Origin of the sequence: Mycolicibacterium stellerae, assembly GCF_003719305.1 — a bacterium.
GTDB classification, from domain to species: domain Bacteria; phylum Actinomycetota; class Actinomycetes; order Mycobacteriales; family Mycobacteriaceae; genus Mycobacterium; species Mycobacterium stellerae.
The window spans coordinates 13,560-36,064 of sequence record NZ_RARC01000046.1 but is presented as its reverse complement, the minus strand read 5'-3'; the positions used below and the strand labels follow the sequence as shown (position 1 = coordinate 36,064).

The window sequence follows — 22,505 nt, the reverse complement described above, 5'->3', positions numbered from 1 at the left end:
CACGGGCATCCTCCACACCGCCCAAAACCACCCGACCAGTCACCTCACCAGTCGCCGGGTTCGTCACCGGCGCCGTCAACCCACCATTACCCGGATAGGCCTTGTTATCGATCCAATGCGAAATCGTGTGCGGCATGACGCTCTCTTCAAGAGTGGGGCGGTCGCGTGCGACCGTTCGGCTCTCCCAGTGTGAAGGCCACACCAAATGCAGCGCCGATACACAGTGTCTCCGATATCGCTCCGCTGACTACACTGTGTAAATGACCCTGACCGTGGCGGAGGTGATCGGGCTGCCGGCCATCCAAGCAGGCCAGCCCCAGGTCCTCAGTGCGCGGCGGTGGGATGAACAGATCCGCTGGGTCCACGTCGGTGACATCGCGGATTGGTCCACCCTCCTGCAAGGCGGAGAGTTGGTGCTGACCACCGGTGCGGCGCTGCGAAAGTCACCAGCCAGATACCTGCGCGGGCTCGCCGATGCCGGAGCGCTCGGCGTCGTCGTCGAATTGGGCTCCGCACGATCACTGCCCGATGCGGCCGCGACTCTTGCCGACGCGCTCAACTTGGCGCTGGTGGAACTGCACCGCGAGATCAAGTTCGTCGAAGTGACCGAGGAGGTGCACCGGCGGATCGTGGCCGAGCAGTTCGAGGAGGTGGCCTTCGACCGCCGCGTGCACGAGACGTTTACCGACCTCAGCATGAAGCGCGTGTCGGCCACCGGAATCGTAGGAGCCGCTGCCCGCATGCTCGGTGAGCCGGTGGTGTTGGAGGACCTGGCCCATCAGGCACTCGCAGTGGCACCCGGCCCGGACACCACGGTCGAACTGCTCGAAGACTGGGAGCGACGTTCGCGGCGCGCGTCAGGGGAGCTCGGCGGGGACGGCTGGCTGATGACGGCGGTGGGAACCCGCGGCGAGGAATGGGGGCGGCTGGTCGTCCCGCGCGCCACCGCCGACCCCGCGCGCGCCACCAAGGTGCTCGAGCGCGCGGCGGTCGCGCTCGCGATGGACCGGATGATCGAGCGAGACCGGGCCGGCCTGCATCAGCAGGCGCAAAGCGGCCTCATCGACGAGGTACTCCGTGACCGGATCAGCGATGAACGCGAAATCGCGGTTCGCGCAAACGCATTGGGGCTGCGAAAGACATCACGTTACTTTCCGGTGACGGTGCGTGTCCGCTATCAACTAACAGGTGCTGACCCCCTGGCGAGGCAGCGCCGCAATGTGACCCTGCTCGACGCCGTCGCGCATGCCGTGAACGCGTCGGGCCACACCGGCTTGTTCGCCACTCGCAGCGACGGTGAGGTTGGTGCCGTCATCGCATTGAGTTCCAACCGTGCAGGCGGCACGGACAAGACCTGGGACGCGCTCGGTGACGCGGTGAAACGCGAAGTCCAGCGCATCGACGGGGTGCAGCATTCGGTGCTCGCGGTCGGGACACCTGCCGACCTCGTCACCGATGCAACCCACGCACTGACCGACTCCGCCCACGTGGCGGAGGTGGCGCTGGCCATGGATGCACACGACCGGCAGTTCTACCGCGCATCCGATGTGCGGTTGCGCGGGTTGATCTCGCTGTTGCAGAACGATCCCAGGGTGCAGGGCTTCGCCGAGACCGAATTGAAGGCGCTTCTGACCGCCGACCGCGGTGGTCCGCTGTCGGATCTCATCGTGCTGCGGGAGTACCTGCGACTGGCGGGCAACAAGGCGGCGCTGGCAACGCGTCTGCACATCAGCAGACCATCGCTCTACAAACGGCTCAACGCCATCGAGCGGACCCTCGGCGTGGACCTCTCCGATGCCGAATCGATGGTCTCGCTGCATGTTGCGATGCTGGTGCTGGAGACGCGCAGGGGCGCAGACAGCGCAATCGCGGGCTAGTCGCCGCTCACACAATCTTGGGTAGCGTTGCGCCCGTTGCCAACTCGGCGTACTGACGCATCAGCCGTACGGCCGTCTTCCTGCTCAGTTCGGGATCGCGTGCCACGATGCGATAGCCGAGGTAGTCCTCCATCGACATCAGCGTCATCGCCACATCGCGAGCAGGCGTTCGCAGCACGAACGTCCCGGACTTGGCGCCGGCGTTGAGGATGCGTACGTACAGCTTCACCTGACGGTGGTAGATCCCCTGCACGTCGCGGCGCTGGTCGAGTTCGAAGCCGGCCGCCAGCACGGCCCGCCAGATGGCCCGCCACTCGGCGTCTTCCGGGCCGGTCGGCAATCCGGCAGCGATCGTCATTGCCAACTGCTCGCAGACGTCGCGGGTGCGGGTAGCGGCAGCGAGGCGATCGTCGTAAAAGCGGACATCGGAGCGCAGAGCGAGCTCTGAGAGCAGCTGCTGCATGTCTTTGAAGTAGTAGCGCACGGCATTGGCGGTCGTTCCGAGTTCGGCAGCGACATCGGAGAGCCGCAGCGTCGCCACATCGTGACGCTCGATCAACCCGATCGTCACGTCGAGGATCTCTTTGCGTCGTTGCGTCTGCCGATTGGGACGTGCCACGGGTCCCATGATCCCAATTTGGGTCAACCCCTTGCGCCAGACCCGCCACAAGCGCATTATTTTCCGTCAAGGAAAAAAACTCTTGCAGCCAGCCTCCAGGTAGGAACACATGCGAGCCAGAGAACTCGATATCACCATCGGCAGGCATCCGACCGGTCCCGACAACGCCATCACCGACGTCCCTGGCGTGCGCGTCGGGCACGTCACCCTCGACGAAACCGGCCCCCCTGCCGTGCACACCGGCGTTACAGTCGTCATCCCGCACCCTGATATCTGGAACGAACCAGTCTTCGCGGGAGCCCACCGGCTCAACGGCAGCGGCGAACTCACCGGGCTGGAATGGATCCGGGAGTCCGGCGAACTCACCACAGCGATCGCCCTGACGAACACCCACAGTGTCGGCGTGGTGCGCGACGCCCTCGTCGACGCACAGGTGCGGGCTCGGGGGGACGGGGAGTACTGGTCGTTACCCGTCGTCGGCGAGACCTACGACGGAGTGCTCAGCGACATCAATGGACACCACATACGAGCCCACCATGTCCACGAAGCGCTGGCGTCGGCGACTGAAGGTCCGGTCGCCGAGGGGAATGTCGGCGGCGGAACGGGCATGATCTGCCACGAGTTCAAGGGCGGCATCGGCACCTCCTCACGGGTAACCGACACCGCAGTGGGCCAGTACACCGTCGGCGTACTGGTGCAGGCCAACCACGGTCGCCGCGAGCTGCTGCGGGTCAACGGCGTTCCTGTCGGCGACCTGATCGGGCCGGACCGGGTGCCGCTGCCCGAGACGCAGGCCCGCTACGAGCCCGGCTCGGGTTCGATCATCGTCGTCATCGCCACCAACGCGCCGCTGCTGCCCCACCAGTGCACTCGGCTCGCGCAGCGCGCCGCCGTCGGGGTCGCCAGGGTCGGCGGCGCGGGCGAACAGTACAGCGGCGACCTGATGCTGGCGTTCGCCACCGGAAACCGCGGCATCCCACCCTATGGCTGGGACGAAGACCCACATACATCTCAACCCGAGATTCCACTGAAAATGGTTGCACCGCAACTGATGACGCGGCTGTTTGACTTGACGATCGAAGCCACCGAAGAGGCGATCGTGAACGCCATGGTGGCCGCGGAAACCCTCACTGGACGCAACGACATCACCGCTCACGCCATCGACCACCACCTGCTCCGGCAGGCGCTTGCCCGACCCGCTCGCCACCAGGAGGAACGATGATCGAGAACCCGACAACTGAAGAGAAGCAACGGCTCAGCGGGCACCTCGGCACCGTTGGCGTCGTCTTCATGGTGGTCGCCGCTGCGGCGCCGCTGACTGTGATCGGCGGCAATATGCCGCTGTCGATGGGGCTCGGCAACGGCGCAGGCGCGCCGGTCGGCTTCGTCATCGCCGCAGTGGTGCTGCTGCTGTTTTCCATCGGTTTCGTCACCATGACGCCGCATGTGCCCGAGGCAGGCGCGTTCTTCTCCTACGTGACTCTCGGACTCGGCAAGCGCCCGGGCACCGGCATCGCGGTGGTCGCGCTCATCGCCTACACCGCGATCCAGGTAGGCATTTACGGTTACATCGGCTGGGCCATCGGCGACACCGTGCGCTTTTACGGCGGCCCGGAAATCCCTTGGGCCGTCTACTCGTTCGCCGTCCTGACGATCGTCGCCCTGTTGGGCTATCGCCACATCGACCTGAGCGCCAAGGTGCTCGGCGTCGCGCTGGTCCTCGAAATCGGCATCGTCGTCCTTCTCGACCTTGTGATCGTCGCCAACCCCGGCCCGTCGGGCCTGACCCTTGAGCCGTTTCGGCCTGACGTGTTCACCACCGGCAGCCTCGGCATCGCGGTGTTGTTTTCCCTGACCGGCTTCATCGGCTTCGAGGCGACCGCGGTGTTTCGCGACGAGGCGCGCGATCCCGAGCGCACCATTCCGCGGGCAACATATGCCGCGGTGCTCATCATCGGCGGCTTCTATGCCTTGACGTGTTGGGCGTTCGTCGTGGCGATCGGCCCCGACCAGGTCGCCGAGGTGGCGCAGCGCACCCTGGACGGAGACGCCAACATGTTGCTCGACACCACCGACGACACACTGGGCCGGGTCGGCAGGGACATCGTGAACGTGCTGCTGCTGACGAGCCTGTTCGCCTGCGTGCTGTCCTTCCACAACGTGATCGCGCGCTACCAATTCGTCCTTGCTGGAAAGGGTTTGCTCCCGCGGCGGCTCGCCACCGTGCATTCGACGCACCATTCGCCCGCCTTCTCGTCGGTGGTGCAGACGATCACCGCGGCGACGATCGTGTTCCTCCTTGCGGTGTTCGGGGTCGACCCACTGGTCGGGGTGTTCGGTTCGATGGCCGGCGTGGCCACGGTCGGCATGGTGCTGCTCATGCTCACTACGTCGATCGCGGTGCTGGTGTACTTCATCCGCCACCGCGAGCACGCGGGTGGCCGTATCTGGCAGACCGGGATCGCCCCCGCCCTTGCTTGCGCCGGGCTGCTGGCCAGTCTGTGGCTCGTGCTATCCAACTTCACGCTCGTCACCGGCGGCAGCGCCGCACTGAGCACTGCCCTGGCTGCGGTGCCGTTCGTCGGGCTGTTCGTCGGTTACTTCGTCGGTCAGCCCGATCGGACCGCGGCACCCACGGTCACCTAGTCGCGTTTTCGGCGTGCGCAGTTGCGCTGCGCGCAACCAATCACACCGAAATCACCAAGGAGGCGGCGCCGACGAGACCGGCGTCGCCACCAAGTTCGGCGGGCAACACCTGCAGGCCGTGCAGGAAGTCCAGGCCTGCGTGCACGGCCAGCACTTCGCGGACCGGGTCGAACAGCAGTGCCCCCGATTTCGCCACTCCCCCGCCGATGACGACGCGGTCCAGGTCGCAGACGGCCCCGACCGAGGCGATCATCGCCGCGACGGCCGTCGCTGCGCGTCTGAACGCCCTGAGCGCCAACGGGTCTCCCGCGTTGGCGGCGTCGGCGAGCTCCTTGGCGTCCGCTTCGGGCGGCGCGTCCCAGCCGTTCTCGCGGGCCCACCGCGCCATGTTCGGGCCCGACGCGATCGTCTCGACGCAGCCGCGGCCGCCGCACGTGCACGGTGCGCCATCGGGGTCGACGACGACGTGGCCGACGTGCCCGGCATTGCCGGTGCGTCCGTCGTAGGGCGCACCGTCGAGCACGAGACCGCCGCCGACGCCCGTCGACACCACCATGCCGAGCATGAAGTGCGCGCCGCGACCCGCGCCACGCCACCGCTCCCCCATGGCCATGCACAGCCCGTCTCCGCCGAGCCTGGCAGGCGAACCGACCAACTCGGTCACCCGCTCGACGATCGGAAAGCGTTGCCACTCGGTGATATTGATCGGGCTGACGGTGCCTGACGGCAGATCGATCGGCCCTGCCGACGCGATCCCGACACCGCGGATGCGTCCCCCCGCCGCGGCCAGCGCCTCGGTCACCAACGAGTCGACCACCGCCCAAATGGCCTCGGCGTCACCGTCCGGAGTCGGCAGCTGGGTGTGGTGGCCGAGCCGTCCATCGTCACTGACCAATCCGACGGCGATCTTCGTGCCGCCGATGTCGATGGCCAGCGCAGGCTCGTCCATCAGTGCCTGTGGGTGTTGTCGGGTTGACGGGGGTCGCCCGGATGCTCGTATCCGGGTGCGAGCCAAACCAGTTCGGCCCGCCGCGCGTCGAGCCACAGCCGGAATGCCCGCCGCCGTGCGGCACCCCGCAGATGCTCCACGATCAACGGTCGAACGGCCGCCAGCGGCGGGGCGACAGCTGTCGCAGTGCGCCAACCGTTGCCCGCGTCGGATGGCGGCGCGAAGCGCAACGGGTTGCGGGCGTGATACGCCGTGACGTCGGTTTCGGCGACGTCGACCGCGGCCGTCACGTGCACGAACATCACCCGGGTGAGCGGATCGGCCAATGCCGCCGCCGCGACACTGCCGATCTCCAGCCGCGCCGAATTGCCCGGCAGCAGTTCATCTTCCGCAGGTGCGCCGGCGGTGGTCAGACCGGCCGCAGCGGCCTCGGCCGCAATCACCCGCTCGGTCACCATCAGCTGCGTCAGCCAGCGGCGCAGCTGGCGCCCCTCGCTGGTACCCGCCCGCGGTAGCGCCGCTGCGGGTACCGCGTCCCGCAGCCTTGCCTCACGCACGTCGACGTCAGCGACGGGCACGTCAACACCTGCGACGGTGGCGGCCACGTGCGTGTGGCTCATCGGACCGTCACCCTCACAGCGGGCGTATAGAGCAACCGTCCGGCACAACCCACCCGGATCAGCGCCCACCATTCGCCGGGCTGCACCCACGGTGGAGGGGCGACATCGAACCCGAGTTCCACCGTCTCGCCCGGAGTCAGCGCAGCACCCTGCGCGGCGGGGCCGATCCATTCCCACGTTCCCCACGGGCTGATCAGGTGCGCCTCCAGCGACAGGCCTGCGCCCGCCGACGTTCCGACGGTGACCGCGAGCCGCGCGGTTTCCCCGGCGGCCACCTCGACGTCGGCGGGTTCTCTTACCAGGTAGACGATTTCGTTGTCCTCGCCAGGCATGCCCACCGACACGGTGGCGACGTCCTCGACGACCTGGTGCCAGGAGGCGGGCATCGACTCGGCGTCGTCGCCGGTCACGACGAGCTGGGCGCGGATCGGGTAGAGGCCCGGCGGGGTGCCGGCCGGCAGCGTCAGCTCGATGTCGGCCTCCAGATGGCCGCCGCCGGGCAGCACGAACGGCAGCCGGGCCGGGCTGGCTTTCCAGCCGTCGGGGCACACCAATCGCACCGTGCCGTGCAGCACCGAGTCGGTGCAGTCGCTGGCTGCGGTGAGCCGAAGCACGATTTCGTCGCCTGGCTCGGCGACGGTGGCCTGCGGATGCAGGTGTGCAACCGCAGGCAGCCCGCCGAGTGGCGCCGGGCCACGGTTGTGCAGCCAGTACCGCGCATACAGCGGCTGCGCCGCCTCGGCCTCGGGGGCCAACTGCGTGTGGTCGGCATCGAGCACGCGCGGCATGTTCAGCCGGGTCAACATCGTGGCGATCTCGTAGCCGGCCAGCGTGACGCCCTCGAATGCCCGGTGCTTCTGCAGGCGTGGCTCCTCGAGCAGGTTGACCCGCGAAGCGGAGGACACCCTGTGCAGGCCGGAGGTGATGGCGATTTCGGTTGCGGCCCCTACCTTTTCGACCAAACGAATCGCCACCGCTTGGGTCGGGTCGACGGGCCGACTGCTGCCGGATGCCAGCGGGGTGCCCGCCGCCTTCAGCGCGGCCAGTTGGACGGTGTCTGCGGGTTCGATCTCCAACAGCGAGCCCCAGCTCGGCAACCCACCTGTGGCACTGCGGTTTCCGACAACCGCGATCAGCGGGTGCGAGAATTCCGCGCTTCGGTCGGGGACCGCGGCCGATCGCCAGTCACCGTCACCTGATACCAGCGCGTAATCGAACGTGTGTGTCCAGTGTTGCAGTTGGAAGCTCGAGCCGTCGGGCGCGGTACGACGCGGCTGCGGGTCCATCCACACCCCCGATGGCCAGCCGGTGCACGACCTCATCAGCGACGCGTGCATGGTGCCGTCGGTGTCGACGGCGAAGCCGGGCACTCCGCGGTTGAGCACCGCGACGGTTCGCTCGTCGAACGTCTCGACGTCTGACGGCACCTGCTGCTCAACCGAGATCTCGGCATCGGCAAGGTCTTCGACCACCGACGCCACCGCCTCGTCGAGTCCGTCGACGGCGGCGACGATGAGCACCGGCAGCGTCCGCACACCGCGCAGGTCGGCGCCGGGCAGCCACGTCTGCGCAAGCGGAGCGGCAGCGGGAACGAACACCCTGGCCGATCCGGTCTCGTCGAGCTGACGCGTCAGCTCGACGGTATAGGCGGCGTCGGCCTCGGCCAACACCGCCGCGCTGAAAGGGTTCTGATCAGGGCCGCCGACCGCGATCCGGGCATCCGGAAGGTTGGAATCCACCTCGAGATCCCCGTAGCGGGGCTTGTCGGCACTGCTGCACGTGGCGGTGACGCCGGCGCGGACCAGCGCCACCATCAGGTCGCGGGCCAACGGCGCGGACTCCGCCTCGGTCGGCGATATCACCTCGGCCACCGACACCGCACGCACCGAATCGCCATGGTTGTTCGTGCTCCTCGCGCCCGCTACGCGTATCCGCATCGCCGATGACAGCCCAAACCAGCCGTAGGCCGGGTTGTCCAGCGTGTAAGGATGTTTCGCGGTGTCGACGGACTCCGTGGAGCCGGGCTCGTGCAGCAGTGCAAAGCCGCGCCCGATCACGGCGTCGCCGACCTCGCTGACCGGCATCGCCCCAGGGACGGGGCACGGCCAGCGCAGCCGCAGCAGCTTGTCCTCACCGGTGAATCCGTCGATCGTGGTGCTGCAGTCCACGCGTGGAATGTCTTGCCACAGCGTCAATGTCTGGGTGTACCGCAACAGGGAGCCGATCCGGCCACCTATGACCAACCGCTCGCCCACCGGCGAGTGATAGCACCGCACGGATTCCGCGACTGCGCTTGACGAGACGACCACCGGCCCCTTGGGCAGCAGGTGCCACGGGCCCTCGCCGGCCTGCGGGTGTGCGGGGTACTCGTCATACACCGCCAACTCGTTGCCGACCTTCCCCTCGCCGAGGAGTTCGCGACCGTCATCGGTCAGCGACGAGACCGCGCCTCCCCTTGCCGGGTCGACCCGCAGCCGATAGCGCCCGTTGCCTATCTCGTTGCCGCTTTTTGCTTTCCAGCCCGTCTGTGCCGAACCGGCGATCACCCGGTAGGCGCGCCAGCCCAGCGACGGGATGTCTCGTGCCAGCCAGGTCACCGACCGACCGCCGTGCTCAACAAGCGCGGGTTGCTCGTCGCCGTCGGCGTCGATCACCCGTACGCCGTCGCCGAGTGGTTCGTCGAATCGCGCTGTCACCACATCGGTTCGGTTGTGCGTCAGCGTGTTCCACACCACCACCGTTCCGTCCACGGCGCGCGATATCAGTTTGAGTGCGTTGTCCCGCGCGGCGCACCCCAGCTCCCAGGCGTCCCGCCAGCCGGTCAGCAGGTCGAGGTACACCTGGTCGGACTCCGAGCCGGTGATGGCGTCGTGATGTGCGCCGTAGGCAAGCTGTACCCACGCCTTCTCCAGCGCGGCCTGCGGGTAGGTGGCGCCGCCGAGCAGGCCTGCGAATACGGCGAACCGTTCGCCGTCCAGCACCGCGTTCTCGGCGTCGCGGTTGGCCTGCTTGGTGTCGATGTAGGAGACGTCCTTGCCGGTGTAGACCGGGTTCATGTCGCGGGTCTGCGGCGAGGCGTCGATGCCGCGCTCGACGAGTTCGGCCCGCACCGAGGCGAAGAACTCCCGTGGCAGCGCGCACACGAACCGCGGCCAGGTGTAACGGGCATTCCAGTCGCGGTGAATTTCGGTGACCCACTTATTGGGCGGTGTGTAATCGGTGCCGACGGGCAATAGCACGTTGCGGGTCAGCGTGACCTTCTTCAGTGACGAGAACAGTTCGTATGTCGCCGTTTCGGCCTCTTCGAGGGTCGCCGACGAATCCATCCACCAGCCGGCCGAGTAGTGCGCGGGCATGTAGTGGGTGAGCAGACCGCGGCCCGAAGGGGAGATCCACTCGAACTCGCTGGAGAACTGCATGCGCTTCGGGTCGCCCTGGTCCTGCATCGGCCCCCACTGATGGTGCGGTCCGCGCGCCCACGAACTCGACGTCAAGCCGGCGTCGGCCGCCATCCCCGGGAACTGCGGGTCGTGGCCGAACACGTCCAGCTGCCACGCGGTCGCCGGCTCGGCGCCGAGCACGTCGCGCTGAAAGCCGATGCCGGCCACGAAGTTCCGGATCGTCGTCTCGGCACTGGTCAGGTTGGTGTTCGGCTCGTTGTAGGTTCCGCCCATGATCTCGACGCGACCGTCGGCGATGAACCGGCGCAGGTCCGCACGGTCCTGCGGGTGGGTGTCCCAGTACGGCTTGAGGTAGTCGACCTCGGCCAGCACGAACTTGTATTCCGGTTCCCTGCGCGCCATTTCGAGATGCGCGGCGACTAGGTTGAGGCCGTTTGTCTGCCTGGCGCGGCCCGGTGGCTCCTCGGTCCACAGGCTGGTGTACGCGGCCTGCGTGTTCCACCAGACCGGGTCGTAGTGGAAGTGGCTGATCATGAACATCGTCCAGCCCGGTTCGGCGACGACGAACTCGAAGTCGGTGGTGGTGCCGTCACACAGCACGCGTGCCGCGCGGCGCTCACCGGGCACGGGCTCGCTCACCTCGACGGCGATCTCGGCCACCCCACCGGACGGGTCGGCGGGCGGCGGCGCCGGCGTGGTCAGGCCGTCGCCCTCGATGACGATCGGCGACGTGCCGCCGGTGTGGGCGACCCTGACCACCTGTAGCGGCGCGTCCGTCGGCCCAACGAAAAGGTCCGTCGACTCCGCGGAAGCCACACCGAACGCCACGACGCCACACTACGTAGTGATTTGCACCACTGGCGAGCAGACGCAAAAGTCCCCGAAACCTCGCCGTGTCGGGGACTTTTGCGTCTGCTCGGCGACAAGGTGTCACCAAATAGCCGCCGCCACGTCATCAGCGCCCGCCGTCGCGAACCCGCGGGATATGTCACCCTGGAGACATGACGAGTGACTCCAAGACGCCGCAGAGTGCGGTGGCCTGGCGTGACCCACTGTCGATGGGCTTCGAGGCGCACCGCCGACTGCTTCTGCTGCGGCTGCGGCTGCGCGGTTCGGCGGCCAAGCGCGAACGTCACGGCCTGCTGGCAGCGCGGCGCAACCGGTCGGCGGCCGACGCGACCGCGGCGACCACTTCTGGCGGTTCGAGCACCTCGAAGTCGGCACCGACCGTCGCGAAGTAGGTCACCATCCGCTCCGGGTCGTCTGCACCCGCGGTGACGACGCAGGCGTCTGGGCCGTCCGCCTCTATCGTCACCGACGAGGGTGAGAAGTGCTGTGCGACAACCTGTTCAGGAGCGAAGTAGCGGACGCGGGCGACGTGTTTGTACGGCGACGCGCTGATCGACCGCTGTACGTACGCCGCGGCATCTGGTGCGTCTCTGGCCACGAACGTGCTGCCGCGTGCGCGGACTCACCCATCCGGTCCAGCCGAAGGCTGCGCCAGTCGTCGCGGTCACGGTCGAACGCCAGCAGATACCAGCGTTTACCCGTCGTGACGAGCTGGTAGGGCTCCAATCGGCGCTGGGTGGCATTGCCCGCGCGATCGACATAGGACACCGCCACATGCTCGCGGTCGCGGCAGGCGCGGGCAAGGGTCATCAGGACGTCGGGTTCGACGGGTGAGTCGGACGTGTTCGAGGTGAGCGTGACCGTGGCGTCGTGGACCGCCGACACCTGCGACCGCAGCCGCGACGGCATCACCTGGTCCAGCTTGCTCAGCGCCCGTAGCGCCGATTCGCCGACGCCCGCCACGCTGCCGCCCGCGGCCAGCCGCAGACAGACCGCCATGGCCACCGCCTCGTCGGGGTCAAGCAGCAGCGGCGGCAGTGCCGCGCCGGCGCCCAGCTGGTAACCGCCGCCGTGTCCCTTGCTGGCGAGCACCGGATAGCCCAGGTCACGCAGCCGCTCGACGTCACGACGAACACTGCGGGTGGTCACGTTGAGCCGGTCGGCGAGCTCTTCGCCCGACCACACCCGTCGCGACTGCAGCAGGCCAAGCAGCTGCAGCACCCGGCTCGTCGTCTCGGACATGTTTTCAGGCTCGCACACTTTTAGGACAGAACCTGTCCTATACAGATGAGAGGTTGGTTTCATGAGCCCGAAGACGAACGACAAAACCGCAGCCGCTACGGCGGCGAAATCAGATCTGGTCAGCCAACTCGCCGACCAGCTCGACGTCCACTGGACCACCCAGCTGCGGCCACGGCTCGAGGGGCTGACCGACGACGAGTACTTCTGGTGTCCGGTGCCGACATGCTGGACCGTGCACCCCGACGGCGGAATCGACTTCGAATACCCGGCACCCGAACCGGCGCCGTTCACCACGATCGCGTGGCGGCTCGCGCACATCATCGTCGGCGTGCTGGCGATGCGTAACCACTCGCACTTCGCCGGGCCGCCCGCGGACTACCAGAGTTGGCCCTACGCGACAGACGCGGCGACCGCGTTGGGTCAGCTCGACGAGGCCTACGAGACATGGATAGCCGGTGTGCGCGCGCTCGACGTCGATGAGCTCGACCGCCCATGCGGCCCCGCCGAAGGCCCGTACGCGGACTATCCGTTCATCGCGTTGGTGCTGCACATCAACCGCGAGGTGATTCACCACGGTGCCGAAATCGCCTGTATCCGAGACCTTTACGCCCACACCCCGCGAAACGAGGAGAAGTAGCCGATGGACGGAATGCCCCTACCCGCCGCCGACGAGCGCCAGACGTTGATCGAGTTCCTGCGGTTCAACCAGAATGCCTTCTTCGCGGTCGCCTACGGCCTCACCGACGAGCAGGCACGCTCCAAACCATCGGTCAGCGCACTCTCGATCGGCGGACTCGTCAAGCATGCGGCGGACGTGCAGCGCAGCTGGATGGAGCGCGTCAAGGCCGCTCCCGACTCCCCGCCGCGCGACGAGCGGCCGTTCGACAAGCAGGTGGCCGACTACGAGGACCAATACCTGATGCGCGACGACGAAACGCTCGACGAGCTACTCGACAAGCTGCGCGCGCAGAACGAGGACACGCTGCGGATCTTCGCCGATGCCGACCTCGACACACAGGTGCCCGTCCCGCACGACGTGCCGTGGTTTCCGCAGGATCTCGACTTCTGGAACGTGCGCTGGGTGGCGATGCACATTGTGGAGGAGTTGACCCGGCACGCAGGCCACTGCGACATCATCCGCGAATCGATCGACGGCGCAACGATGTACGAGCTGATGGCAGGCACCCTGGGGTGGCCGGAGACCGACTGGGTCAAGCCGTGGAGGAAGTCGGCGTAGCCCACACGGTACAAAGGACTCGTGCACACCCGGACAGGGACGGCGCTCTGCGGCGACGTGGAGTTGTTCTACGAGGATCTCGGCGACCCCGACGCCCCGCCCGTGCTGCTGATCATGGGCGTCGGGGCCCAGCTGCCGATGTGGCCTGACGGGTTCTGCGCAAAGCTGGTCGAACGGGGCTACCGGGTCGTGCGGTTCGACCACCGCGACACCGGGTTGTCGACGAAGCTGCACGGCGAAAAGGCCGACGGCTCGGTGTACCCGCGGGTGCTGCGCCACATGACGGGCCGCCGCAGCCAAGTGCCCTACACACTCGTCGACATGGCCGACGACGTGAAGGGCCTGCTGGACCACCTCGACATCGACCGCGCGCATGTCGTCGGGGCATCGATGGGCGGCATGATCGCGCAGGTGCTGGCGGCCAGCCATCCCGACCGGCTCGCGTCGCTCGGGCTGATCATGTCCAGTTCGAACCGGCTTTTCTCGGCGGTGCCGCGATGGCGGGTCATCAAGCTGGCCTTCGGTGCACCCGCCAAGAATGCGCCGTGGGACGAGCGGCTGGCCGCTGAGGTACGCAGCATCTCAATAATCAACGGCCCCAACTACTTACCGCCGGTCGACGCGTTGCGCCGTCGAGTCGAGGAGTTACGCGCCCGCAGTGATTACCCGCAAGGCATGCTTCGCCAGTTCGACGCGATCCTCGGTACCGGCAGCCTGCTGCGCTACTCCCGCAGCATCACCGCGCCGACGATGGTCATCCACGGCACCAATGATCCGATGGTGCGGCCGCGCAACGGTCGCAGCCTCGCAAGGGCGATTCCGGGCGCGCAGTTCGTCGTCGTCGACGGCATGGGCCACGACCTTCCCGAACCGGTGTGGCGCCCCATCATCGAGGCGCTCACCGAGAACTTCGCCATGGCCTGAGCCGCTAGCCGGGCAGCCCTTGCTCCTCTGGCGGCAGCGGCGCAGGCCCCTCGATCGACGGCTTGGCGTGACTTGTCTGCGGTGCAGATGGCGCCTTGGTCAACGTGACCGTCTGGCCCGTGGTGGCGGCCGGCGTCGTCACCGGACTGAGCTTGAAGGGCTCCTGCGCCGAGCTGACGGTGCTGAAGGCGACGCCGAACACACTCATTGCGATCGCGGCGCTCACGCCGACGGCCGCCGAAACTAGTTTGTATTGCCTGGAACTCACGTCTGAACGTCCTTTCGGTGCAACCTCGGGAGGCTTACATCGCTTCCCGATAATTGGCACGAACGTTCCAAACCGCCCGAAGATTCCACCGAAACCGAAGATCGACGATGCCGGGCTCAGAAAACGATCGCCAGCGCCTGGTCGACCACGGTGTCGAGATCATCGCCGAGATTGCCCGCCAGCCACTGTTGCGCCAGCTCTGCCATCGCGCCGGTGAAGATGGCCGCGCCGACCGCGGCCGCGACGGGGTCGGACTCCGGCGTGAGCCGGCCTCCCTCGGTCAACACGCTTTCCCGCAAGAGCTCCTGGGCCGCCGCGCGACGTCGTGTCAGCACCGGATTTGCCCGCGCCTCGGTGAACAGCACGCGACCTCGGCGCGGATCGGCCGAGCTGAAGCCCAGCACGGCGGCGATGCCTGCCCGCGTGCGCATCCGCACCGAATCGTTGGCCTGCTCGATCGCGGCGCCGACGACCTCGACGAGTTCCGCGTTCACCCCGTCATACACCGCGCCGAGCAGGTCGTCGACGTCGGCGAAGCTCTCGTAGAAGTAGCGGGTGTTCAGCCCGCACTCGCGGCAGACCGAGCGCACCGATACGGCGGACTCCCCCCCGTCACCGAACAACCGGTAGGCCGCGTCGACCAGCAGCGCCCGGCGCTCGGCGCGACGATCGGACAGCGGCACACCGGCCCAGCGCGTGGGGCTCGACATCGGGCAAGACTACGTCGATCGGGTGTCGGTCGGGTGTCGGTCAGCCAGGGTCTGGTCACATCCGTGCCCAAACTGTAATCTGGCTACAGCTGTAACCAGAACTGGGGAGACGCGCATGTACCTGCCTCATCAAATCGCCGGCCAACTGTTGAACAAGAAGTTCGACCGAGACATCCGCCGCAACTACTTCCGCGGCATGGAGTTCGCCGCACCAGTCGGCGACCCAGGCTGGTTCGGCCCTGGCAGCGCCGTCTGGCACGTGCACTCCCACATGCACGCGTTGATCTTCGGGCTGCAGTGCGCGGCGTACATGGAGCGGCTCGACCCTTCGATCTACTGGATGGGCATGCACCACTCGCGGTTGGTGAAGCGCGACCCCGAGACCGGGGCAGGCATCCCTGTGATCGACCCCGCAGGCGCTGCGGTGCGACTCGGGCATTCGATCGCGTTCTTCATCGGCACCGCTTACGGCTCGACCAAAACCGCCGAGCGGCTGGCCAAGTCGGTGCGGGCGATGCATCACACGATCAAGGGCACCCGCCCCGACGGCGCCCGCTATGACGCCGACGACCCCGACTGGCTGCGCTGGAACTACGCGACGGTGGTGTGGGGCCTGGCGACCGCCCACGAGCTCTATCACCCACAGCCGTTGCGCGGCAAAAAGATCGACCGCTATTACGGCGAATTCGTTCGGGTTGGACATGCGCTGGGCGGCACCGACCTGCCGACCACCAAGGCCGAAACGCTCGGCTGCCTCCAGTCGTATCTGCCGAAGCTGGCCGTCACCCACGGCACCGCGGTGGCGACGGGACCCGGACTGCCGATGGCGCAGGGCGCGATCGACTGGGCGATCCGCGATACGTTGCCCAAGTGGGGCGCGCAGCTGGTGGCGCACACCAACCCGAACATCGTCGAACGCACGGCTCGGCGGGCGGCGGTCTGGACCGTCATCAACGGGTTGACCGCGGCGACCGGGCCGATCCCCGAATTCCGGCAGGCGCAGGCCCGGGTGAAGGGCGGCACGACCGCGCCGCACACGCTGCCGACGTACGTGCCCGGCAGCGACCCGGTGCTCAGCCGCGACGAGGTCGAGCACAGCTTCGCCTGACACACCCCCGAGGTCAGCCGTTGCGGGCCTGGCGCTCGTGCTCGGGATGCTCATCGGGGATGGAGGCCCGCTTCGGCTCCGCCACCGGCCGCGCCGGCGTCGCCGCGCGCTGGCCGGTTTCGCTACCGAGCTGGCGTGCACGCACTTCCGCGGACTGCTCCTGCTTCATCTGTTGAGGCGTTTCGGTGCTCGCGTTCGCGCCTGCCGCGAACCCCAGCGCCCCACCGCCGAGGATGCCTGCGGCTGCGATGGTGGCTGCCGCGAAGCGGAGGAAGCCCTTCGACTTGTTGGTGTTCATTTGATTTCTCCTTTGTGTGTTTCTTCTGTGATTTGTGGAGAGGCGCTCACTGCTCTTGCAGCGCAACGCCTTTCGTCTCGGGCAACCGGGCGGTGCATACTAGGCTGATCAGCACGACGGCTGCCATCATCAGACCGATGGAGCCCACACCCCAGCTCGCCTGCAGCGGCGCCGCGGCGATCGTCGGCACCGCGCCGCCGACGAGGCCCGCGACATTGAGCGACACGCCCGCGCCGGTGTAGCGGTACCGCGTGCCGAAGATCTCCGGAATGAACGCCGCCATCGGGCCGTACGAGCCTGCTGCGACCGCGTAGGTGCCCGTCATCGCCAGGGTGAACAACGCGGCATTGCCCGTGTCGATCAGCGGCAGCACGACGAACGCCCACGGAACACCGACCGCGAGAGCCGCCATGATGACGCGACGGCGACCGAAGGTGTCGCTCAGCACGGAGCTCAGCGCGTTGAACACCACCACGACGACGCCGCCGAGCAGGCCCACCGCCAGGATCAAATCCGGCGAAAACCCAACGTGGGTATGGGCGTAACCCATGAAGTAGGCATTCGCCATATAGCCGAGCGTGAAAAAGCCGATCATGGCGCCCGCGGCGAGAACCACCTCACGCCGCTGGCTGAACAGTGCGGCCAGGGGCGTCACCGACGCGACGCGGGTCTGCGCGGCGAACACCGGTGTTTCCGCGACGTTGCACCGCACGTAAAGAGCGATCGCGATGAGCACCGCACTGAACAGGAACGGAATCCGCCAACCCCAACCCATGAACGCTGTACTGGCCTCGCCGATCGTCTGGTTCACGATCAGGAACAGCAGGCTGCTCATCACAAGGCCGCTGCCGACACCCATCTGGGTGAACATCCCGTAGCGGCCGCGGGATTCGGCCGGTGCGTATTCGGCGGACAGCAGTGCCGCGCCCGCCCACTCGCCGCCGACCGCGAACCCCTGGATGAGGCGCAGCGTCAGCAGGATCAGCGGCGCCGCCACGCCGATGGTCGCAGCGCCGGGCACCAGACCCACCATCACGGTGGACAGCCCCATGATCGACAGCGTGGCGATCAGGGTCGATTTGCGGCCCATCCGGTCGCCGAAGTGGCCAAAGAATGCCGCGCCGATCGGGCGGGACAGGAACGCCGCGGCGAAGGTCGCCATCGACGCCACCGTCGCCATCGTGGTACCCAGATGCGGGAAGAACACCCTGGGGAACACCAGCGCCGCCGCGGTGCCATAGATGTAGAAGTCGTAGTACTCGATCGCCGAGCCGACGAAGCTCGCCATCGCGACGCGTTTCATCGAAGGGCGCTGCGGTTCGGTTGCCAGCACGGTCATGATCGCTCCTGAAGACGGCTCGGTTTCGTCCGAAATTAGGGACCCGCGGGCACGATGGCGCGCTTGTGCTCACAACCAGCCATATCCGGCGATCTTGAGGTTGTGCGCATTGTGCTCACGGGCCCGAGGGCGCCACAACCGCAGGTCAGTGTGACCGGCTGCACAGGTTTTCGCGGGTCAGCGCCGATTTTGAGAGACTGCTAGCCATGAGTACGACCAAGCACCGCGAGGTGGCCAAGATTGATCGGGTCCCGTTGCCCATCGAGGCCGCCCGCATCGGAGCGACGGGTTGGCAGGTAACCCGCACCGGGGCACGAGTCGTCACCAAGCTCGCAGGCCGCGGTTCACTGCAGCAAAAGGTCATTCGAGAGATCCCGAAAGCGTTCGCCGATCTCGGCCCCACCTACGTCAAGTTCGGCCAGATCATCGCGTCCAGCCCTGGCGCGTTCGGCGAGGAGCTCAGCCGCGAGTTCCGCAGCCTGCTCGACCGGGTGCCGCCCGCCGACTCCGACGAGATCCACAAACTGTTCGTCGAGGAACTCGGCGACGAGCCAACCAACCTGTTCAAGACCTTCGACGAAACACCGTTCGCGTCGGCGTCGATCGCGCAGGTGCACTACGCGACGCTGCACACCGGCGAGGAGGTCGTCGTCAAGATCCAGCGGCCCGGCATCCGTCGCCGCGTCGCCGCCGACCTGCAGATCCTCAAGCGCGGCGCCCAGCTGGTCGAGCTGGCCAAGTTGGGCCGCAGGCTCTCAGCGCAGGACGTCGTCGCCGACTTCGCCGACAACCTCGCCGAGGAGCTGGACTTCCGACTCGAGGCGCAGTCGATGGACGCCTGGGTATCGCACATGCACGCGTCGCCGCTTGGTCGCAACATCCGGGTGCCGCAGGTGTATTGGGATCTGACCAGCGCGCGGGTGCTGACGATGGAACGCATCCAGGGCGTTCGCATCGACGACGTCGCTGCCATTCGCAAGAAGGGCTTCGACGGCACCGAGCTCGTCAAGGCGCTGCTGTTCAGCGTCTTCGAGGGCGGGCTGCGGCACGGCCTGTTCCACGGTGACCTGCACGCGGGCAACCTGTACGTCGACGACGACGGCAAGATCGTGTTCTTCGACTTCGGCATCATGGGCCGCGTCGACCCACGCACCCGTTGGCTGCTGCGCGAGCTGGTGTACGCCCTGCTGGTCAAGAAGGACCACGCCGCGGCGGGCAAGATCGTCGTGCTGATGGGCGCGGTCGGCAACGTCAGGCCCGAGGCCGAGGCCGCCAAGGACCTGGAGAAGTTCGCCACCCCGCTGACGATGCAGAACCTCGGCGACATGTCGTATGCCGAGATCGGCAAGCAGCTCTCCACGCTGGCCGACGCCTACGACGTCAAGCTGCCTCGCGAGCTGGTGCTGATCGGCAAGCAGTTCCTCTACGTCGAGCGCTACATGAAGCTGTTGGCGCCGCGCTGGCAGATGATGACGGATCCGCAGCTGACGGGTTACTTCGCCAACTTCATGGTCGAGGTCAGCCGCGAATACCAGGACCCAGAGCAGGACCCGGAAAAGAATCAGGTCGACGCGTAGTGCAGGTCCGCACCGGATACGCGAAGACAGGAGACTCCGAGGACTCGGTTGCCCTCTACTACGAGGACATGGGCGACCCGAACCATCCTCCGGTACTGCTCATCATGGGCTTGGGTGCGCAATTGTTGTTGTGGCGCACGGGTTTCTGCGAGAAGCTCGTCGACCAGGGCCTGCGCGTAGTCCGATACGACAACCGCGACGTCGGCCTTTCGAGCAAGGTGACCGGCCGTCATACCGGCGCGAAGCTGCTGCCTCGGATGGTCCGTTCATTCCTCGGCAGGCCCAGCCCGGCGGTGTACACACTGGAAGATCTGGCCGACGACGCCGCCGCGCTGCTGGACCACCTCGACATCGACCGCGCGCACGTCGTCGGCGCATCGATGGGTGGCATGATCGCCCAGATCGTCGCGGCCCGGTTCCCCCACCGCACCAAGACGCTCAGCGTCATCTTCTCCAGCAACAACCAGCCGCTCCTGCCGCCGCCGGGGCCCCAGCAGCTGCGCGCCCTTCTGCAGCGGCCCGCGGACTCCACCCAGGAGGCCATCGTCGCCAACGCGGTGCGGGTCAGCAAGATCATCGGCAGCCCTGGCTATCCACGGCCGGAGGAGCAGCTGCGGGCCGACGCGATCGAGGGCTACGAACGCGCCTACTACCCGGCGGGCATCGCGCGGCACTTCGCCGCGGTGCTTGGCAGCGGCAGCCTGCTGCACTATGACCGCCAGATCACCGCGCCGACCGTGGTGATCCACGGCAAGGCAGACCGGCTGATGCGCCCGTTCGGCGGGCGCGCCGTCGCCCGCGCCATCAAGGGCGCGCGGCTGGTGCTGATCGACGGGATGGCCCACGATCTGCCCGAGCAACTGTGGGATCACCTCGTCGGCGAACTGAAGACAAACTTTGCTCAAGTCCCCTGACCAGCAGGTTTCGCAAATTCGGCACTGACATCGAAATCGGTTAGCATTCTCGAAGGCGGGAGGCAATCGGGGTGGTTCCATGGCGGATCCCAGCGGCGGGTCCTCACCACATCTTTTCCGGGGCGCCTTACCGTTATCAGAGAGGCACATCGACATGTCAGATAAGGGCAAAGGCAGCCTGAAGCCGCATTTCGAGGACGTGCAGGCGCACTACGACCTGTCCGACGACTTCTTCGCGCTCTTCTTGGATCCGACACGGACCTACAGCTGCGCGTATTTCGAGCGCGACGACATGACGCTGGAAGAGGCGCAACGGGCCAAGGTCGACCTGGCGTTGGGCAAGCTGGGGCTGGAACCGGGGATGACGCTGCTCGACGTCGGCTGCGGCTGGGGCTCGACGATGATGCGCGCGATCGAGGAATATGACGTCAACGTCATCGGCCTGACGCTGTCGAAGAACCAGGCCGCCCGTGTCGAGAAGGTCTTCGACGAGTCGGACAGCCCAAGGACCAAGCGCGTGCTGCTCAAGGGCTGGGAGGAGTTCGACGAACCCGTCGACCGGATCGTCTCGATCGGTGCCTTCGAGCACTTCGGCTTTGACCGCTACGACGACTTCTTCGACTTCGCCTACAACTCGATGCCCGACGACGGCGTCATGCTTTTGCACACGATCACGGCGCTGACCGGCCCGCAGATGGTCGAGCAGGGCATGCCGCTGACCTTCAACTTCGCCCGCTTCGTCAAGTTCATGATCACCGAGATCTTCCCCGGCGGCCGACTGCCGTCGATCGAGAAGGTCTCCGAACACAGCAGCAAGGCCGGCTTCACGCTGACGCGCCGCCAGTCGCTGCAGCTGCACTACGCCCGCACGCTGGACATCTGGGCCGAGAATCTCGAGGCCCACAAGGATGAGGCGATCGCCATCCAGTCCGAAGAGGTATACGAGCGGTACATGAGGTATCTGACCGGCTGCGCGGACGGGTTCCGCGTCGGCTACATCGACGTCAATCAGTTCACTCTGGAGAAGTAATGGCCAACAAAACGGCAGCCACCAAGAAGCGGCAGAGCGTCGATGAGGTACGTGCACATTACGACCTCTCCAACGAGTTCTTCCAGCTGTTCACCGACCCATCGGTCACCTACAGCTGCGCCTACTTCCCACGTCCAGACATGACGATGGAAGAGGCGCAGGTCGCCAAGCTCGATCTGAGTCTGGGCAAGCTGGGCCTGAAGCCGGGCATGACGCTGCTGGACGTCGGCTGCGGGTGGGGGTCGATGATGAAGCGGGCGATGGAGCGCCACGACGTGAACGTCATCGGCGTGACACTGAGCAAGAATCAGCACGAGTACTGCCAGAACGTGCTCGCGGGCGTCGAATCGGACCGGTCCTACAAGGTTTTGCTGCAGGACTGGTCGGAGGTCAAGGAGCCCGTCGACCGGATCGTCATGGTCGAGGCGTTGGAGCACTTCGGATTCGAGCGTTACGACGACTTCTTCAAGTTTGCCTACGAGTTGATGCCCGATGACGGCGTGATGATGGTGCACTCGATCACCGGGCTCACCGCGCCGCAAATGGTCGAGCGTGGCATCCCGTTGACTTTTTCCTTTGCCCGATTCATCAAGTTCGTTCTCACCGAGATCTTCCCCGGCGGACGGTTGCCATCGATCGAAAAAGTCGAGGAGCATTCGACGAAGGCCGGTTTCACGGTGACCCGGATCCAGTCGCTGCAGCTCGACTTCGCCAAGACCCTCGACATGTGGGCCGACGTGCTGGAGTCCCGCAGGGACGAGGCGGTCGCGATACAGTCCGAAGAGGTCTACGAGCGGTACATGAAGTTTCTCAGGGGAACAGCCGATGGTTTCCGGACCGGATACGTCGACATCAACCAGTTCACGATGGAAAAGTAATTTTTTAATTCGTCAACGG

General features: G+C 66.7%; 20 protein-coding genes and 1 pseudogene. 12 read left to right on the top strand and 9 right to left on the bottom strand.

Going from position 1 to position 22,505, the window contains the following annotated elements; all coding sequences use genetic code 11:
- Nucleotides 1-260: 260 nt before the first annotated feature.
- Nucleotides 261-1,877, top strand: coding sequence for a PucR family transcriptional regulator (locus D6M19_RS32320; protein ID WP_123029378.1), 1,617 nt, complete (start codon nucleotides 261-263; stop codon nucleotides 1,875-1,877).
- 7 nt (nucleotides 1,878-1,884) lie between these two features.
- Here the strand turns inward: D6M19_RS32320 and D6M19_RS32315 are convergent, their stop codons facing one another.
- A complete protein-coding gene (locus tag D6M19_RS32315) occupies nucleotides 1,885-2,505 on the bottom strand; it encodes a TetR/AcrR family transcriptional regulator (RefSeq protein WP_234835152.1) in 621 nt (206 codons plus the stop codon).
- 100 nt (nucleotides 2,506-2,605) lie between these two features.
- Here D6M19_RS32315 and D6M19_RS32310 point away from each other — a divergent pair, with 100 nt between their 5' ends.
- The gene (locus D6M19_RS32310) at nucleotides 2,606-3,718 is read left to right on the top strand and encodes a DmpA family aminopeptidase (protein WP_123029376.1); all 1,113 of its coding nucleotides are present in this window, start codon (nucleotides 2,606-2,608) and stop codon (nucleotides 3,716-3,718) included.
- A complete protein-coding gene (locus D6M19_RS32305) occupies nucleotides 3,715-5,142 on the top strand; it encodes an APC family permease (RefSeq protein WP_123029375.1) in 1,428 nt (475 codons plus the stop codon). Before D6M19_RS32310 ends, D6M19_RS32305 begins: the two co-directional genes overlap by 4 nt.
- A gap of 40 nt (nucleotides 5,143-5,182) precedes the next feature.
- On the opposite strand, the gene D6M19_RS32300 is transcribed toward D6M19_RS32305, so the two are convergent.
- Genes D6M19_RS32300 through D6M19_RS32290 form a run of 3 tightly spaced genes read right to left on the bottom strand, consistent with a single transcriptional unit; the run spans nucleotide 5,183 to nucleotide 10,940 of the window.
- On the bottom strand, nucleotides 5,183-6,091 hold the full coding sequence (locus D6M19_RS32300; protein WP_123029374.1) for an ROK family protein: 909 nt from the start codon (nucleotides 6,089-6,091) through the stop codon (nucleotides 5,183-5,185).
- The gene (locus D6M19_RS32295; protein WP_123029373.1) at nucleotides 6,091-6,711 is read right to left on the bottom strand and encodes a DUF7158 domain-containing protein; all 621 of its coding nucleotides are present in this window, start codon (nucleotides 6,709-6,711) and stop codon (nucleotides 6,091-6,093) included. Before D6M19_RS32295 ends, D6M19_RS32300 begins: the two co-directional genes overlap by 1 nt.
- The gene (locus D6M19_RS32290) at nucleotides 6,708-10,940 is read right to left on the bottom strand and encodes a glycoside hydrolase family 38 N-terminal domain-containing protein (RefSeq protein ID WP_234835151.1); all 4,233 of its coding nucleotides are present in this window, start codon (nucleotides 10,938-10,940) and stop codon (nucleotides 6,708-6,710) included. The genes D6M19_RS32295 and D6M19_RS32290 overlap by 4 nt, the downstream gene beginning before the upstream one ends.
- A 173-nt stretch (nucleotides 10,941-11,113) precedes the next feature.
- Between D6M19_RS32290 and D6M19_RS34465 the strand changes: the two genes are divergently transcribed.
- Nucleotides 11,114-11,353 (top strand): hypothetical protein, encoded by a 240-nt coding sequence (locus D6M19_RS34465; protein ID WP_164478798.1) that lies wholly within the window; start codon nucleotides 11,114-11,116, stop codon nucleotides 11,351-11,353.
- Here D6M19_RS34465 and D6M19_RS32285 read toward each other — a convergent pair.
- A pseudogene (locus D6M19_RS32285) lies at nucleotides 11,245-12,203 on the bottom strand (helix-turn-helix transcriptional regulator). The gene D6M19_RS34465 and the pseudogene D6M19_RS32285 sit on opposite strands and share 109 nt — an antisense overlap.
- 61 nt (nucleotides 12,204-12,264) lie before the next feature.
- On the opposite strand from D6M19_RS32285, the gene D6M19_RS32280 reads away from it, so the two are divergent.
- The 3 genes from D6M19_RS32280 to D6M19_RS32270 are packed head-to-tail and all read left to right on the top strand — an operon-like array spanning nucleotide 12,265 to nucleotide 14,364.
- Nucleotides 12,265-12,840: a DinB family protein gene (locus D6M19_RS32280; protein WP_123029372.1), complete on the top strand. Its 576-nt coding sequence runs from the start codon at nucleotides 12,265-12,267 to the stop codon at nucleotides 12,838-12,840.
- 3 nt (nucleotides 12,841-12,843) lie between these two features.
- Nucleotides 12,844-13,440, top strand: a complete 597-nt coding sequence (locus D6M19_RS32275) for a DinB family protein (RefSeq protein WP_123029371.1) — start codon at nucleotides 12,844-12,846, stop codon at nucleotides 13,438-13,440.
- A 21-nt stretch (nucleotides 13,441-13,461) separates the two neighbouring features.
- Complete coding sequence (locus D6M19_RS32270; RefSeq protein WP_123029370.1) at nucleotides 13,462-14,364, top strand: alpha/beta fold hydrolase; 903 nt, start codon at nucleotides 13,462-13,464, stop codon at nucleotides 14,362-14,364.
- A 4-nt stretch (nucleotides 14,365-14,368) separates the two neighbouring features.
- Here the strand turns inward: D6M19_RS32270 and D6M19_RS32265 are convergent, their stop codons facing one another.
- Together D6M19_RS32265 and D6M19_RS32260 are read right to left on the bottom strand one after the other, a co-directional pair.
- Nucleotides 14,369-14,632: a hypothetical protein gene (locus tag D6M19_RS32265; RefSeq protein ID WP_123029369.1), complete on the bottom strand. Its 264-nt coding sequence runs from the start codon at nucleotides 14,630-14,632 to the stop codon at nucleotides 14,369-14,371.
- Nucleotides 14,633-14,748: 116 nt separating this feature from the next.
- Nucleotides 14,749-15,342, bottom strand: coding sequence for a TetR/AcrR family transcriptional regulator (locus D6M19_RS32260; protein ID WP_123029368.1), 594 nt, complete (start codon nucleotides 15,340-15,342; stop codon nucleotides 14,749-14,751).
- 115 nt (nucleotides 15,343-15,457) lie between these two features.
- Between D6M19_RS32260 and D6M19_RS32255 the strand changes: the two genes are divergently transcribed.
- Nucleotides 15,458-16,450 carry an oxygenase MpaB family protein gene (locus tag D6M19_RS32255; protein ID WP_123029367.1) on the top strand — a complete coding sequence of 331 codons (993 nt, stop codon included), beginning with the start codon at nucleotides 15,458-15,460 and terminating at the stop codon, nucleotides 16,448-16,450.
- A 13-nt stretch (nucleotides 16,451-16,463) separates the two neighbouring features.
- Here D6M19_RS32255 and D6M19_RS32250 read toward each other — a convergent pair whose 3' ends face one another.
- Nucleotides 16,464-16,748, bottom strand: coding sequence for a hypothetical protein (locus D6M19_RS32250; protein ID WP_123029366.1), 285 nt, complete (start codon nucleotides 16,746-16,748; stop codon nucleotides 16,464-16,466).
- Between the two features lie 46 nt (nucleotides 16,749-16,794).
- Complete coding sequence (locus D6M19_RS32245) at nucleotides 16,795-18,087, bottom strand: MFS transporter (RefSeq protein ID WP_123029365.1); 1,293 nt, start codon at nucleotides 18,085-18,087, stop codon at nucleotides 16,795-16,797.
- A gap of 206 nt (nucleotides 18,088-18,293) precedes the next feature.
- Between D6M19_RS32245 and D6M19_RS32240 the strand changes: the two genes are divergently transcribed.
- The 4 genes from D6M19_RS32240 to D6M19_RS32225 all read left to right on the top strand — a co-directional run bounded on the left by D6M19_RS32240 (nucleotide 18,294) and on the right by D6M19_RS32225 (nucleotide 22,486).
- On the top strand, nucleotides 18,294-19,664 hold the full coding sequence (locus tag D6M19_RS32240; protein WP_123029364.1) for an ABC1 kinase family protein: 1,371 nt from the start codon (nucleotides 18,294-18,296) through the stop codon (nucleotides 19,662-19,664).
- Nucleotides 19,664-20,578, top strand: a complete 915-nt coding sequence (locus tag D6M19_RS32235) for an alpha/beta fold hydrolase (RefSeq protein ID WP_123029363.1) — start codon at nucleotides 19,664-19,666, stop codon at nucleotides 20,576-20,578. The genes D6M19_RS32240 and D6M19_RS32235 overlap by 1 nt, the downstream gene beginning before the upstream one ends.
- A gap of 154 nt (nucleotides 20,579-20,732) precedes the next feature.
- Complete coding sequence (locus tag D6M19_RS32230) at nucleotides 20,733-21,608, top strand: cyclopropane mycolic acid synthase family methyltransferase (RefSeq protein ID WP_123029362.1); 876 nt, start codon at nucleotides 20,733-20,735, stop codon at nucleotides 21,606-21,608.
- Nucleotides 21,608-22,486 (top strand): cyclopropane mycolic acid synthase family methyltransferase, encoded by an 879-nt coding sequence (locus D6M19_RS32225; RefSeq protein WP_123029361.1) that lies wholly within the window; start codon nucleotides 21,608-21,610, stop codon nucleotides 22,484-22,486. The genes D6M19_RS32230 and D6M19_RS32225 overlap by 1 nt, the downstream gene beginning before the upstream one ends.
- Nucleotides 22,487-22,505 lie beyond the last annotated feature (19 nt).

Coding starts and splice junctions, on each gene's coding strand:
- D6M19_RS32305 (WP_123029375.1), top strand. CDS start 3,715: ATGATCGAGAACCCGACAACTGAAGAGAAGCAACGGCTCAGCGGGCAC.
- D6M19_RS32315 (WP_234835152.1), bottom strand. CDS start 2,505: ATGGGACCCGTGGCACGTCCCAATCGGCAGACGCAACGACGCAAAGAG.
- D6M19_RS32320 (WP_123029378.1), top strand. CDS start 261: ATGACCCTGACCGTGGCGGAGGTGATCGGGCTGCCGGCCATCCAAGCA.
- D6M19_RS32260 (WP_123029368.1), bottom strand. CDS start 15,342: ATGTCGAGCCCCACGCGCTGGGCCGGTGTGCCGCTGTCCGATCGTCGC.
- D6M19_RS32230 (WP_123029362.1), top strand. CDS start 20,733: ATGTCAGATAAGGGCAAAGGCAGCCTGAAGCCGCATTTCGAGGACGTG.
- D6M19_RS32250 (WP_123029366.1), bottom strand. CDS start 16,748: ATGAACACCAACAAGTCGAAGGGCTTCCTCCGCTTCGCGGCAGCCACC.
- D6M19_RS32275 (WP_123029371.1), top strand. CDS start 12,844: ATGGACGGAATGCCCCTACCCGCCGCCGACGAGCGCCAGACGTTGATC.
- D6M19_RS32295 (WP_123029373.1), bottom strand. CDS start 6,711: ATGAGCCACACGCACGTGGCCGCCACCGTCGCAGGTGTTGACGTGCCC.
- D6M19_RS34465 (WP_164478798.1), top strand. CDS start 11,114: ATGACGAGTGACTCCAAGACGCCGCAGAGTGCGGTGGCCTGGCGTGAC.
- D6M19_RS32225 (WP_123029361.1), top strand. CDS start 21,608: ATGGCCAACAAAACGGCAGCCACCAAGAAGCGGCAGAGCGTCGATGAG.
- D6M19_RS32240 (WP_123029364.1), top strand. CDS start 18,294: ATGAGTACGACCAAGCACCGCGAGGTGGCCAAGATTGATCGGGTCCCG.
- D6M19_RS32245 (WP_123029365.1), bottom strand. CDS start 18,087: ATGACCGTGCTGGCAACCGAACCGCAGCGCCCTTCGATGAAACGCGTC.
- D6M19_RS32310 (WP_123029376.1), top strand. CDS start 2,606: ATGCGAGCCAGAGAACTCGATATCACCATCGGCAGGCATCCGACCGGT.
- D6M19_RS32255 (WP_123029367.1), top strand. CDS start 15,458: ATGTACCTGCCTCATCAAATCGCCGGCCAACTGTTGAACAAGAAGTTC.
- D6M19_RS32280 (WP_123029372.1), top strand. CDS start 12,265: ATGAGCCCGAAGACGAACGACAAAACCGCAGCCGCTACGGCGGCGAAA.
- D6M19_RS32300 (WP_123029374.1), bottom strand. CDS start 6,091: ATGGACGAGCCTGCGCTGGCCATCGACATCGGCGGCACGAAGATCGCC.